Raw genomic sequence first — 13,127 nt, forward strand, 5'->3', positions numbered from 1 at the left:
GATTATGAAGATCGCTGTCATCGGAACGGGATATGTCGGATTGGTCAGTGGCACGTGTTTCGCGGCATGGGGACACGAGGTCGTCTGCGTCGACAAGGATGCCCAGAAGATTGTCCGGCTGGAGCGCGGCATCGTGCCGATCTACGAGCCGGGGCTGGACGAACTGGTGGAACGCAATTTTGCCTTTGGCCGGCTGAGATTCACCACCAATCTGGCGGAAGCCGTCAAGGGTGCGGAGCTTGTCTTCATCGCCGTCGGCACACCGGCACGGGCAGGGCACGGCGATGCCGATCTGTCCTTCGTCTATATGGCTGCTCGCGAGCTTGCGCCGCTGATCGACGATCATAGCGTCGTCGTGGTCAAGTCCACCGTTCCGGTCGGCACAGGCGATGTGGTGCAGAAGATCATCGGCTCGGTTCGCCGACCCGGCACATTCTCCGTTGCGTCCAATCCGGAGTTTCTGCGCGAGGGTGTCGCGATCCGCGATTTCCTCGAGCCTGATCGCGTGGTCATCGGTGTGGAAGATGAACGTGCACGTTCCGTGCTCGTCGCCCTTTACGCTCCACCGCTTGAGGCCGCAAAGACGCCAATCGTGATCACGCAGCGCCGGACGTCGGAACTGATCAAATATGCGGCCAACGCCTTTCTCGCCACCAAGATCACCTTCATCAACGAACTGGCGGATCTGTGTGAGGAAGTCGGCAGCGATGTCACCGAGCTGGCGCTCGGCATGGGGTTGGACAAGCGTATCGGCACCAGTTTTCTCAATGCGGGACCGGGTTATGGTGGCTCGTGTTTTCCAAAGGATACGATTGCGCTGTTGCGCACTGCCCAGGATTACGGGGTTGCCCTGCGACTGGTCGAGGAAACGGTCACCGTCAATGAAGCGCGCAAGCGTCGCATGGCGCTGAAGGTTCTGGATGCGCTCGGCGGCAGTGTCGAAGGCCGGACGATTGCTGTCCTCGGCCTGACGTTCAAACCCGATACGGATGATATGCGCGACGCACCATCCATCCCGCTCATCGAAACCTTGCAGCGCTTCGGTGCCAGCATCCGGGCCTACGATCCGGCCGGAATGGAGAATGCGCGCCGTCTTCTCAGCGACGTCGAGTTTTACGACGATCCTTACGAGTGCCTGAGCACTGCCGATGCGGCGGTGGTCGTGACCGAATGGGACAGTGTCCGCAAGCTTGATCTTGTTCGGATGAAACAGCTCATGCGGGACGCTGTACTCGTCGATCTGCGCAATGTCTTTTCACCGGCGATTGCCGGGAATCTGGACTTCCGGATTTCGACAATCGGCCGTCCCGTTCAACAGCGGCAGGAAACAAGACCAACAAACGTTCTGCCGCACGCGCGCATCCGTCAATCGCAAGAACCCTTGGCGGGTGCGCGCAACCTGAAGGTCGTGGGAGGTTCAAATGAAACATGTGATGTTTGAAGACCAACGGTGCCGATCTGGTCGGAACACTGATCGGAGCAGATGTGTTCTGCCGCTGGTTGTCCTGTTTGCGGGGCTAAGCGGACCGGCTGGAGCGGCAACGGTTCCGACAGATGGTTTGCCCGACGGCGCCCGTGTGATGACGCCTGCCGAGATATACCTACTCTATCGTGACAAGAACTGGCAGTGGGCCGACGGTGCTGGCCGGATGGAAAGCCAGAACCGCCGTTTCACCGCCCGTGTCGCTGGCGAGAAGGGCAAGGCATGGGCCGAAGGCCGCTGGCGGATCACCTGGTCGGGCCAGATGTGCTTCGATGCGAAATGGCATCTGGCTCAGGGCGTCTTCCCGAACAAGACCTGCTTCTCCCACCGTATCGCCGATGGGACGATTTATCAGAAACGCGAGCCGGACGGTGTCTGGTACGTCTTCCGCCATGCTGGCGGAAACAAGGATGATGAGGCGCGCAAGCTCCTCTCCATCGAAACAATAACGCCAAAAACGGAAGCGCTGAATCTGGTGCTGCCCGTTGCCCAATCGCCCGTACAATAAAGGAGGCGGCGATGAAAACCTCATATAAAATAGCAACGGCCATTCTTTGCGGTGGGCTGCTTTCAACCGCTGTTTACGCGGCGAGTGGTGTTTCGGGTGCCAATGTCGACACCCGCAACATGTTTCACGACAAACGCCCGGTGATAACACCGCAATCCATCACGTTCGGGGCCTATGATCCGCACGGGGATTTCACCAACGATCCCAATTCCCGCATCGAACATCTGTTCCTTCCGTGGGAAGATGTGGACCTAACGAGCCTGTCAACCGCTGATGCCTATGCGCAGGAACGGGGCCGCGAATTGCTGATCACCGTCGAACCCTGGTCGTGGGCTCGCGACTGGCGCGTTGCACCGGATGATCTCCTGAGCGGGATAGTGCGGGGGCATTACGATACAAACATGGCCGCCGTCTGCTCCGCTGCTTCGAAGCTGAAGAGCCCTGTGACTATTCGGTGGGCGCAGGAAATGGACGACAAGACGGGCCAGTTCACCTGGTCCTACTGGTCGGCACAGGGTTATGTCCGCGCCTATCAGCATGCGGTCAATGTCTGCCGCAAGTCATTGCCGAACGCCAAATATATGTGGTCGCCGAAGGGAGATGCGGGGCTTGAGGCCTACTATCCGGGCGATGGCTATGTCGATGTGATCGGCCTGTCGGTGTTCGGCTATGAGCCTTACGATATGCTGGAACTGGGACATGCGTCCACATTCGTTGAACGGACAAAACCGGGATACGACCGGGTGGTAGGCTTCAAGAAGCCGATTGTTATCGCTGAGCTCGGTTATGAAGGGAGCGACGCCTATGTCCGGGCCTGGGCACAGGAAACCAACAAGCCGCAGCCCGAATTTCCGGAACTGACTGCGACCGTCTACTTCAACGACCGCGAAGTCTATCCGTGGCCACGGGGTGTCGGGCGGCCTGACTGGCGGGTTGCGAACCATCCGCTTGATTGATGTCGCATTTACCTCACGCATAACCGCTTCGCACTTTTGCTGGAAATGCTCCAACGTCTGAACAGGAATACGACAATGTTTTCGATCCGTTTGAGAACCGTAGGTGCGGCGCTGTCCGTACTTCTTTTGGCAGGCGCTGCCGATGCGGCGCCGAAACAGAAAACCGAGGACCCGATCGCCATCAAGGCTGCGGCGGCTGCACCGCTATCAGCCGACGCGCTTGAGGCGCTCTATTCCGGTAAATCATGGAAATGGAAGGATGGCGGCGGCTATTTCTCTGCCGACAGACATCGTTTCATCGCCTGGTCGCAGAAAGGCAGGGCGTGGTCTTACGGGCAGGGGCGCTGGTACGTGACCAATCGCGGCAAGCTTTGCCTGCAGGCCTATTGGGTCAACAAGATGAGCGGCGGCAGCGATACGACCTGCTTCCTCCATCGCGAAAAAGATGGCGTCATCTATCAGAAGCGCTCACTGGGTGGAAGCTGGTATGTTTTCCGCAACAATCCGCCACGCCCGACCGATGAGGCCGCCAAGCTATTGCGAGGTGACCGTGTTAGCAAGGGACTGGCGATCATGAAAGCCAAGGCGAGATAATCGCCAGACAAGATAATCGCCAGGCAAGCATGCCGGCTCGCTGATCTGTATGGAGTTCTTGCGAGCCGGTGTGCCATGGAGCGCATCCCGAAAAATGTGCAAGAGTTTTCGGGATGTGCACTCTAGTCACGGATGAAGCAGCGGGATTTCTGCCCGAAGCCGCTCGGCGTGCACACATAGGGCGTACCGGCCGTATATTGCGTGGCGGAAACCCTGATGACCTTGGCCGATGCAGGCTTGTTGTATCGTGCCTGGCTATTCACGTTGTACTTGACGAGGTAAACGGAAACCGTTTCGCTTTTCTGCTTGCGGGCATCCTTGGCTTCGGCGCCTGCCGTCAGGCATAATGAAGCGGACAGTCCAACGACAATAGCGGCAGCCCATTTCAAGCTTTCGCGGCGCACAGTATATGCAAATACATTGTTCATACGATTGCCTCCGATTGTTATTACCGTGCTTTCTATCGGATACGAGTTAAAACTCCGGCCGGATATTCATGACAATTTTCATCAAATCCGACACAGTCAAGTCATTTCATCAAATGTATTCCAGCACCTCTTCCGAAGTTTCTTTAGGTGGCGGAAACCTCGTTGAACGCTGGCCATACTCGCCGCTATCACCGTAAGTGCAGTATTTTCGACACTTATGAGATAGCGGCGTCGATGGATGCCATGATCAACTGCACGGATTAACCAACGAATAGGCTGTAGTGTTCCAGTTGCTTGGATTTTACTTGCTCAAGTGCTAATATCTCGCCAGGGGCTTGGGTGGCGTTCCGCGTACCTTGGACCTGTGAGTTGGTTTGAGGAGTTGCCATGACGACCCCAAGCGACAAGGCTGCGCGCGATCTTAAGTCTGAATTTGTTGAGCGTCGCCAATCTGCGCGAGAACAACTTACGCCGCTCGGCGAAAGTAGTCGCAGCACTAATATTCTGGCCCCACTGATATTTTCCACTAATACCATGGGAGCCACAGAGCAGTTTTCTGCATGGAAAAAAACATATCGCGGCTCTTTATGATGTGCGTATGCCCGATGGCGTTGATGCGCGTGATGGCTTTCTTGTATTGCAGAAAGTCTGGGATCTTCATGGTATGTTGCTTATAGAGCAAAACGCGCCACCGTTCAGCTATGAGCGTACGCCAGAGCAGGTTCGTTTCAGCCCGATCGATCACTGGCATATCAGCTTTTTTGCGTAGCGGGCGCACTTGGACGGCAGTGGATGGACGCGTTGCCGAAAACGAGCCAGGCATGATCAACATCCGTTCACTTGGCTATCCATTTCGTGGCCGGGCGCTCGCGACAGAAGCGGTGATGCTGATTATTCCCGTCGACCAGTTTGCAGGACTCGGGGGAATGCCCGAGGCCAGCAACAATGCCTCACTTAGAGGCTATCGGGCCAATCTTCTGATCGATTTCATCTCCAGTCTTCAGATGGGGCTAAGTCAGATAACAAGTGAGGACTTACCCGAATTGCGGGATGCAATAAGGCAGATCGTATTCGATGCTATTGCTCCATTGGTGAGAGACGGTAATGCGAGTGAGCACGTCGCTTCGATGGGCCTGATGACCAAGGCGAGACGCTTTATCCAGAAGAACCTCATGTCTCGTGATTTGAATCCCGATGTTCTGAGCAAAGAACTCGCAATTTCTCGTACCCACCTCTATCAATTATTTGAAAGTTCCGGAGGAGTACTCAACTATATTCGCCAGAAGCGATTGCTTGCCGCGCATGAAATGCTTGCTGATCTCTCTGAGAACCGAAAAGTTTCCGATATTGCCCAGTGGCTTGGCTTTGAGACAGCTGCGAACTTCACCCGGGCCTTCACCCAGCATTTCGGCTACAGCCCAAGCAGTGCCCGCAAGTCCACTTTACGGACTGATGGTATCGACTGCATCCAGTCTGATGTGAGTCCTAATGAAACTTTATCAACTTTATTGAGAAGGCTATCAACGCATGACACATAGCGGTTGATAATATCATCCCTATAAACGGTCAGCCTAAATGAGAGGGCAGCAAGCACTTAGGAATTAGGATTCAAGGCACTCGCGACTCCCGTGCACACTAAAATTCGCTGTACCGGAGATCATCACGAACGGGGCAGTGGCCAAGATAATTGGTCTGGCAGGCATGATTTTACCCGGTATGGTACTATTGGCAGCAGTGACGACACATGGCCGAAGTTCAGGGGGCGGTGGCCAGCGAAGCGAAATGAGCGCAGAGGACTGGACGGAGGTAATCCCGGCAGGCATCACGCTTCAGAATAGACGTTTCGAAGCCAGAATTGGCAGGAGAGTGGACCAGCAAGGTTGACATTTGGGCGAAATTACATTGATATCAATCAATATAAAGGCCTCAATTTCAGTCGTTGGCCGCTGAACTGAGGATTGTTGGAAAATGTGGCAATCGTTTTGACGATACAGCCATTTCCGACACTCCCCGGGCAAGCATACCGGGCAAATGTGCAATCTCTAGTGGGCGGGAAGACCGGCATTCATCTCGCCTGACACATCAAATTCCAATGGGAGAGAGACCACCATGAAGATCGTGACAAGCTTGAGCTTTCAGGGCCAATGCCGTCAAGCATTCGAATTCTATGCCAGGGTCTTGGGCGGAAAGATTACCGCTGCGATGCCCTACGGCGACGGGCCTCCTGACATGCCGATCACAGATGAGAAGTACAAAACCTGGCTGATGCACTGTTGGCTAGAGGTTGGTGACCAGGCCCTGATGGGCGCAGATATGGACGTTCAGTGGGCACGAAATATCGACAAGCCCAAAAACGGCTTCGACGTCACCTTGCACACCGACGACAAGGCCGAGGGTCAGCGCTGGTTCAATCAGCTGTCCGAAGGTGGTAAAACGGTCATGCCGTTCGGTGAAACCTTCTGGTCGCCCGGCTTTGGGTCTCTGGTGGACAGGTTCGGCATTCCATGGATGGTCAATACCATTCCGTCGTCCGACTGGAAAGCGTAGCCCCGAATGTCCGCCATCAAAGGTTGAAAGTTACCGGACTGAAATGCGACTTACTTGGGTCATTGGTGTAACGATCATTCTGCCTGCGTTCATCGCAGCAAAGGCCCGTGATAGAAGTGGAGAAGGAGGCTGGCAGCTGTTCATACGGCAAATGTGAGTGCTGTCAGCCGGTGTCTTACCTTTGCTTATATATCTGTATGGCGACTGTATTTACGGCGGTCGTGACTGCCGTAGTGTGTTGAAGTTTGACATTGTGCGATCGTCACAAGACGATTGGTATCCATCACAAAACCATGCCTGCTAACGTGATAAATTCCACGCCACCTCCACGCAAGGCTCATAAGGGTTCTCCTAAAGCGTCGAATGGGTTCAGATTCTCCGATGTGTCGTGGGCTGGTTCTTCAAACGTATCGGGTTGATTGATGAGCGTTATATCCACATGAGCGACGAAGAACTCCACATTGGAGCTCTCGAACACGGCCCTTTTTATTGTTGTGACTAACCCAGCCGTGCTGTGAGAGGCTATGACAGTGCAGCCAGATCAGATGCCACCTCAATGGTATCACCCAAACACGTCGTAAACTCCACCGTCACCCAATGATAACCTCGACGGTTATGGATGGCTGCGTACTGGCGGTCGAATATGCGCAACAAGGGTGGGGTAGGTTCAACCCTGCTGCGGGATACGGGCGATGACCTTGATCTCCACGTCGAAACCAGCAAGCCAGTTTACACCGATTGCTGTCCAGTTGGGATAGGGTGCCGCTGGGAAAACCTCGTTCTTTACGGCCATAAAGTCCGCAAACTGAGCTTCTGGATCTGTATGGAAACTGGTCACGTCAATGATATCTGCAACGCCGCACCCGCCCGCTGCAAGGACTGCTTCCAGATTCGCGAAGGCGCGCCGGACCTGGGCTGAATAGTCGGGCTCGGGGCTGCCGTCACTGCGACTGCCGACCTGACCGGAGACGAAAAGCAGATCGCCCGAGCGGATGGCTGCAGAATATCCATGTGCCTCGTAAAGGGCGTGCCGATCAGCGGGGAAGACGGGAGCTGGTTTGGTCATCTGGAACTACCTCCTATGCATGGCGCTCCTTCACAGGGTGCGCATGACTTAATATACGATACGTATGTCTAATTCACATACGTATCGTATGTCAATACCATGCAGATGAACATTTGACTGCGAATAAGAGCGTGGCTGGTAAAAGCCGAACCGACATGAAACCTGTCACAATCGAGATTGCGTTTGGCCATCGCAACTCTGTCAAAAGCTCGTTTTTACCGCCAATTCCCGGGCAAGTTCATTGATGTTCATTGGTATCATAATTATGAACTCGTAGTGTTCATCTTCGTCGGGCGCTGTCCGCCAACACCGCTGATTACCGGACAGCCAAGCGACAATTAACTGACTTTTTCTGACGAGCATGAGATTAGAGATGCGTTGCCCAAGACCTACCGGGTGAAACGTTAGACATATGACGTTGATAGGCATTTCCAGAAGCTTGGCACCGACACCTTCACAGAGTTCGGGCACTGCGGGCGTTTGAAAGAACCATGTTCTAATGCCGGTTAATGGCGAACGCCGGGAACGGTTTGTGTGCCTCGAGCGTCAATTCGATAGACGTTTCGCCAAACATTGGTACCAGACCAGCCGCGACAAGCAATACGTTACCTTCGCGAAGTGGAACGTCGAGTTCATGTGCTAGGCAGAGTACAAGTGCACGGCCTGGAGACGCCCGACTTGTTTCGACAAAACCGAGGTGACGGGCTGATACATCCGAACGAAGCGCGATGAGCCCACGTTTCACGAGGCGTTCTTGCATCGTGATCCAGAGTCTGAAAACCGCTTTTTGCTCCATGAGACGTGGGAAGATTTTGACGATGCTGTGAATGTGCAGTTACAGCGCGCCTATCGGGAGGTGTGGCATGATGCACTGCCGACGCTTCTCACGAAAGATCGTGATATCACATTTTGGACTCCCATACGTGCTGATCGGTCCTTTCCATAGGCAGGCTGAGGGCTTCCGGGTCGATCAGTTCGGGAGTATTTGGCGTTGGTCGGTAAATCTCATCGGCTCGCTAGCTCAAGGTACGCATTCGTTTTTTCCGATAAAGTTTTTCGTCAGCCTGACTCATAACATCCTTGAACGTCTGTTTTGATCTACAAGCTATTTTGCCAACAGAAACCGACAGAACGGTAACGTCATTTTTAACAGAATCTCTAAATTTACTTCCTGCCTTATCGCTAACTTGTTTGGCGAGTGTCTGCATTTCTTCCCGTGTAACTGAGGGTACGAATGCGCAAAATTCATCACCGCCGATGCGCGCAATCAAACTGTCTTTTGGTAAAACCAGCACCAATGCGTCGGCCGTGGAGATAACAGCATCATCACCGACAAGATGACCATAATTGTCATTGATCGTTTTCAGATAATCAATGTCTGCAATCAGAAACCATCCCCGCACGCCTAGTTCCATGGCGTGGTCGAATTGCTCAATAAAGCTGCGTCTATTGAGTGTGCCCGTTAAAGGGTCACTGCTCGCCGTTCGTGCAAGCTCATTGGCTTGTTTTACAAGCGCGCGATAGGCGACCTCAAGCTGATCAAGCTTACTGAACCATATTAAGCAGATTGGAACGGCAATTAGCAAAGGTAATGTCAATCTGACAACTATGGTGATGGTGTCGGAATGAACACCCATGACAACACGAATGCCAGTAGAGAACGAGACCGAAATGATGGCAGCTATAACTGACACGACCGCCGTCCGTTTCAAGACCCTTTTAGATGGCAAACGCAAGATGGTTCCTCAATCAGCCAGTTGTTTATGACCTTGAAAATACGAAGCAATATTTTGTCTTATATTAGGTTTAGACATGAGAGATTAACAGAGGGTGCCATTATGCTAATGCGGTTCACGAGTTTCTTTTTGATCCCTCGACATCAGGATTTGTGTTTGCCGGTTTGGGTCGGTTGATGAGAAGGGCCGCCAAAGCCGATCCAGCATTGCCACTCGTTCTGCCTACGACTGCAGGCGGCCACAACCGAACATCACAAAGTTGATTGGCTTGACGGAAATCCCCGGTCTTTTGCCAGGAAGGCGATGACATAGGCGAGCAACAATAATACCAAAACCGACCAAGCGAGCCAGCTGATATCCGAGTGTTCGAGCAATAAGCCACCGATTGTGCCGCCGCCCGCAATCGCCAAGTTCCAAGCTGTGACGATCATAGACTGTGCTACATCCGAGGCCTGTCCGGAGGTGGTCGCAGCTGTCGTCTGAAACAGTGTGGCGGCACCACCGAAAGCCAATCCCCACATGCCGGTTGCTAACCAGAACAGTTCCGGTAGATCGCCCCATATGCCGAGCATTAACGCGGCGGCTCCGAAAAGCACAATGCTTGCCAACACAAGTTCTCGCAACCATCGTCCGACCAGATATCCGACAATACAAATCCCCGCGATTGCAGTTACTCCGAACACCAGCAGAACGAAATCGAGTTTCCCGGCTAACCCTGCAGGAACAACAAGCGGAGCGATATAAGTATAGAGTATATTGTGCGCCAAGACGAAAAGCAGGGTCACTGTCAAAATGGATTTGATTCCACTGATAGCTAACGTACCTCGAATGGAAGCCCGACCACTGATCGTAGTGCCCGAATAATCGGGCACCTTGGCCCACATCCAGCCGATCAAAGCTATGGTGAGAGCGGTCATTGCTGAAAATGTACTTCGCCAGCCAATGGCCGATCCCATCAGGGTTCCTGCAGGAATACCAAGCGATAATGCCAGCGGTGTACCGACCATCGCAACCGCGATCGCACGCCCCTTGAGTTGATCCGTGACCATACGTGCCGCATATCCGGCGATCATTGCCCAAAGCAAGCCGGCGCAAACACCAGCAACGAAGCGCGCCAAAAGCATGATATAGAAGCTTCCCGTCGTCGCTGTTATGGTATTTACAACCGCAAAACCTGCAATAGCACAAAGAAGAAGCGGCTTGCGGGGAAAATGTTGGGTGACAGCAGTAAGTGGAATTGCTGCCATCAGCGAACCTACAGCATATGCCGTGATGAGTTGACCGATAGCGGAGGGGCTAACACCTAGCCCCATGCTCATTTGTGGGAGAAGTCCCGCTGGCAGGGCCTCTGTCAAAATTGTAATGAAACTTGCCATAGCGAGGGCAAGTAAAGGAGCCATAGGCAATCTGGTGTTGTCAGGCTCTTCACTTACTTTGCGGTTTTCTGAAATCGAACTGGACATTCTGCTCAGCCTATCTGCCCGAGTTTGGGCAGAACCAGATCCCCGACACTGTAGGTGTGGAACTCACTCGTTGAAACAGTTTCCAGTTTACGAAATTTTTCAACGAAATCCGGATCAGAGAAAAACTCCTCCACGTTGTCCGCACCTTGGATCGCTTCAATGTTGACCACAGTCAATCCGTCCGTGCTCTTGGCCAGAGTGCTCCAGAGGAATCCCTGTTTTCTTTCTGCAACGTAATGAACCACGTCCTGAATAATTTGAAATGCTTCATCCTGCTTGCCTGGAAAGGCATGAATGACGTTTACGATAAAGGTGGTTGGCACCGGCGAGATGACAAATCCGGCGGGAGATTTCGTATCCATTATGTATTCCTTATGTGAAATCGGCATTGAGCGCCGAGCCACACTGGATATTGATTTTGATATAAGTGATAAATGGTCCTGTATTCCAATAAGAGCGGAATTTAATTCCCTAATGGAGATTGGTATGGATAAGCTGGGTACGCTCAAGGTATTCGTTCAAGCAGCTGAAGGTGGAAGCTTTGTTGCGGCCTCTCAACGAATGGGGCTCTCCAGCTCAGCTGTGGGCAAAGCAGTAGCGCGTCTTGAGCAAGAGGTCGGAGTGAGTCTCTTTCATCGCTCAACACGCAGCATGACGCTGACGGAAGAAGGAAGCTTCTTTCTAGATACTTGCCGCCGCATACTGTCCGAACTCGAAGCAGCAGAGGCAGAGCTTTCAAGATCTCACACCACGCCGGGCGGCCTATTGCGCGTAAGCTTTCCGTTGACGGGAATGCTGTTGATGCCAACCATAGCAGCATTTATGCAAGCCTATCCCGCTATCAATCTGGAATTGGATTTTACCGATCGCCTGGTTGACGTGATTGAAGAGGGATTTGATGCTGTTGTCCGCACGGGTGAAGTGCGTGATACACGACTGATGAGCCGAAAGCTTGGATCCTTCAAACATCGAATAGTCGCATCGCCCGATTACCTAAAACGAACAGGTGCGCCGCAGATTCCTGAAGATCTGCTGCGTCATCGCTGTATGCATCACCGATATGCGAACTCGGGCAAACTTGAACCATGGCCGCTGGTCAGAGATGGCAGGGATATTCGTGTTGCCCTGCCTACGACAACGGTGGCCAGTACCCTTGAACCGCTCATCCATCTTGCTGAGAACGGCTTTGGCCTAACTTGCTTGCCACATTTCGCGGTGAACCAACAGATATCAGAAGGTAAGCTGGTTTCGATACTCGATAAATTTATCGCAGAGGCGGGTGTCTTTCGTGTTCTTTGGCCGACGAACCGCTATTTATCGCCTAAAATTCGTGTATTTGTGGAGTTCATGGCTTGCAATCTATTCGCAACCGAGACGAACTCCGGTTATGCGGATGGAGAGGAAGTCAACTAAATTCCCTATGGTAGTAAGTGCAACAGACCATTGGTTTCCAGGAGGCCGGTTGACTAACTTAAACCGCCTAAATCGAGGGCGCAAAGCAGCCATCCCCATCTGTCTTACCGGTGCTTGACACTCGTGAAAGTTCTCGTCTTGCAAGGACTACCGTGAACACCTAAAGGGCAGTACGTTGTTAAGAGTCAATAATTTGCCTGAATGTTGAGTGGCAGCAATAAGGCTAAGTGTCATTGAAGAGCTTTTAGGAATGGGATCGAGAGAGCGACTGCTGTCGGCGTCGTCGATACGCGCGAGCGCTTGCTTGGTCGCCGCAGGGAGACATGGCACACCAAATCCGGTTCCCTGCCCGTGATTTATCCACGAACATCACATGACAGCGTGGTGAAGCGCATTGCTTGATGCGCGTTCGATATGGTCCGGTAAAAATGTCGATTGCATCACGCGCGATCAGGCCAAGAATTTCATTCATTTCGGCCGCATCGGGCAGCTCGGTACTACAGCCATCACAGGCAATACGCAAAACCGGCATACCTGAACGGGCATGAGCGTTGATCAGAGCAATATCTGACACCAATATCTCGCTTTGATTGATACGGTTATCAGCCAGCCGGAATATTGCCTCGCGCAATGCCTTTGTTTTTGCCAGTTCTTCCTGCGTCACAGAACCTGCAAGCGGTGGTAACTCCGCTTCACAAAGCCATCTGTCCAGCAGTGAAGGCTCTGAAAAACGGTCAATACCATTGGCCCTGTCTTTTGAAGCAGCGACGGTCGCAACAAGATTGAGCGCAACACTGTCCGAGCGGAACAGAAAGCGCCAGCTTCCCTTTTTCCGGCGTTCTTTCGGATGCTTGGATTTTGCGTCAGTTATGTCCATCAGTTCGCTCTTTGCTTGACAGGCCCGTCCAGCTTTGAAAGCTGGACGATACTTAT

Annotated in this window: 17 protein-coding genes; 10 read left to right on the top strand and 7 right to left on the bottom strand. The window is 53.0% G+C overall.

What is annotated here, in order from left to right; translation table 11 throughout:
* The first annotated feature begins 4 nt into the window (after window positions 1–4).
* The 4 genes from C9380_RS22495 to C9380_RS22510 all read left to right on the top strand — a co-directional run bounded on the left by C9380_RS22495 (window position 5) and on the right by C9380_RS22510 (window position 3,541).
* Complete coding sequence (locus C9380_RS22495; RefSeq protein ID WP_128094744.1) at window positions 5–1,441, top strand: UDP-glucose dehydrogenase family protein; 1,437 nt, start codon at window positions 5–7, stop codon at window positions 1,439–1,441.
* Window positions 1,422–1,991 (top strand): DUF995 domain-containing protein, encoded by a 570-nt coding sequence (locus C9380_RS22500; protein ID WP_128094745.1) that lies wholly within the window; start codon window positions 1,422–1,424, stop codon window positions 1,989–1,991. Before C9380_RS22495 ends, C9380_RS22500 begins: the two co-directional genes overlap by 20 nt.
* A gap of 11 nt (window positions 1,992–2,002) precedes the next feature.
* The gene (locus C9380_RS22505) at window positions 2,003–2,947 is read left to right on the top strand and encodes a glycoside hydrolase family 26 protein (protein ID WP_105535035.1); all 945 of its coding nucleotides are present in this window, start codon (window positions 2,003–2,005) and stop codon (window positions 2,945–2,947) included.
* A gap of 75 nt (window positions 2,948–3,022) precedes the next feature.
* On the top strand, window positions 3,023–3,541 hold the full coding sequence (locus C9380_RS22510) for a DUF995 domain-containing protein (RefSeq protein ID WP_128094746.1): 519 nt from the start codon (window positions 3,023–3,025) through the stop codon (window positions 3,539–3,541).
* 122 nt (window positions 3,542–3,663) lie between these two features.
* Here C9380_RS22510 and C9380_RS22515 read toward each other — a convergent pair whose 3' ends face one another.
* Entirely contained in the window at window positions 3,664–3,969 is a 306-nt protein-coding gene (locus C9380_RS22515; protein ID WP_128094747.1) for a hypothetical protein, read from the bottom strand.
* Window positions 3,970–4,356: 387 nt separating this feature from the next.
* On the opposite strand from C9380_RS22515, the gene C9380_RS27755 reads away from it, so the two are divergent.
* From C9380_RS27755 to C9380_RS22525, 4 genes are all read left to right on the top strand, one after another.
* On the top strand, window positions 4,357–4,560 hold the full coding sequence (locus tag C9380_RS27755; RefSeq protein ID WP_252869829.1) for a hypothetical protein: 204 nt from the start codon (window positions 4,357–4,359) through the stop codon (window positions 4,558–4,560).
* A 7-nt stretch (window positions 4,561–4,567) separates the two neighbouring features.
* Window positions 4,568–4,738: a hypothetical protein gene (locus tag C9380_RS27760; RefSeq protein ID WP_252869830.1), complete on the top strand. Its 171-nt coding sequence runs from the start codon at window positions 4,568–4,570 to the stop codon at window positions 4,736–4,738.
* 52 nt (window positions 4,739–4,790) lie between these two features.
* Complete coding sequence (locus tag C9380_RS27765) at window positions 4,791–5,507, top strand: helix-turn-helix transcriptional regulator (protein WP_252869831.1); 717 nt, start codon at window positions 4,791–4,793, stop codon at window positions 5,505–5,507.
* A gap of 571 nt (window positions 5,508–6,078) precedes the next feature.
* The gene (locus tag C9380_RS22525; protein WP_128094748.1) at window positions 6,079–6,516 is read left to right on the top strand and encodes a VOC family protein; all 438 of its coding nucleotides are present in this window, start codon (window positions 6,079–6,081) and stop codon (window positions 6,514–6,516) included.
* A gap of 667 nt (window positions 6,517–7,183) precedes the next feature.
* Here the strand turns inward: C9380_RS22525 and C9380_RS22530 are convergent.
* Window positions 7,184–7,582 carry a RidA family protein gene (locus C9380_RS22530; protein WP_128094749.1) on the bottom strand — a complete coding sequence of 133 codons (399 nt, stop codon included), beginning with the start codon at window positions 7,580–7,582 and terminating at the stop codon, window positions 7,184–7,186.
* 496 nt (window positions 7,583–8,078) lie between these two features.
* On the bottom strand, window positions 8,079–8,327 hold the full coding sequence (locus C9380_RS22535) for a hypothetical protein (RefSeq protein ID WP_151081358.1): 249 nt from the start codon (window positions 8,325–8,327) through the stop codon (window positions 8,079–8,081).
* 9 nt (window positions 8,328–8,336) lie between these two features.
* Between C9380_RS22535 and C9380_RS22540 the strand changes: the two genes are divergently transcribed.
* Window positions 8,337–8,528: a putative quinol monooxygenase gene (locus C9380_RS22540; protein WP_345772267.1), complete on the top strand. Its 192-nt coding sequence runs from the start codon at window positions 8,337–8,339 to the stop codon at window positions 8,526–8,528.
* A gap of 70 nt (window positions 8,529–8,598) precedes the next feature.
* On the opposite strand, the gene C9380_RS22545 is transcribed toward C9380_RS22540, so the two are convergent.
* From C9380_RS22545 to C9380_RS22555, 3 genes are all read right to left on the bottom strand, one after another.
* On the bottom strand, window positions 8,599–9,318 hold the full coding sequence (locus C9380_RS22545; protein WP_105535042.1) for a GGDEF domain-containing protein: 720 nt from the start codon (window positions 9,316–9,318) through the stop codon (window positions 8,599–8,601).
* A gap of 251 nt (window positions 9,319–9,569) precedes the next feature.
* On the bottom strand, window positions 9,570–10,781 hold the full coding sequence (locus tag C9380_RS22550) for an MFS transporter (RefSeq protein ID WP_247877693.1): 1,212 nt from the start codon (window positions 10,779–10,781) through the stop codon (window positions 9,570–9,572).
* Between the two features lie 5 nt (window positions 10,782–10,786).
* Window positions 10,787–11,143, bottom strand: coding sequence for an antibiotic biosynthesis monooxygenase (locus C9380_RS22555; RefSeq protein WP_100557915.1), 357 nt, complete (start codon window positions 11,141–11,143; stop codon window positions 10,787–10,789).
* Window positions 11,144–11,267: 124 nt separating this feature from the next.
* On the opposite strand from C9380_RS22555, the gene C9380_RS22560 reads away from it, so the two are divergent.
* Window positions 11,268–12,194 (top strand): LysR family transcriptional regulator, encoded by a 927-nt coding sequence (locus C9380_RS22560; RefSeq protein ID WP_100557914.1) that lies wholly within the window; start codon window positions 11,268–11,270, stop codon window positions 12,192–12,194.
* 244 nt (window positions 12,195–12,438) lie between these two features.
* On the opposite strand, the gene C9380_RS22565 is transcribed toward C9380_RS22560, so the two are convergent.
* Window positions 12,439–13,071, bottom strand: a complete 633-nt coding sequence (locus C9380_RS22565; protein ID WP_105535045.1) for a CGNR zinc finger domain-containing protein — start codon at window positions 13,069–13,071, stop codon at window positions 12,439–12,441.
* Between the last annotated feature and the right edge of the window lie 56 nt (window positions 13,072–13,127).

This window comes from Brucella pituitosa, from assembly GCF_003049685.1.
In the GTDB taxonomy this organism is placed as follows: Bacteria; Pseudomonadota; Alphaproteobacteria; order Rhizobiales; family Rhizobiaceae; genus Brucella; species Brucella pituitosa.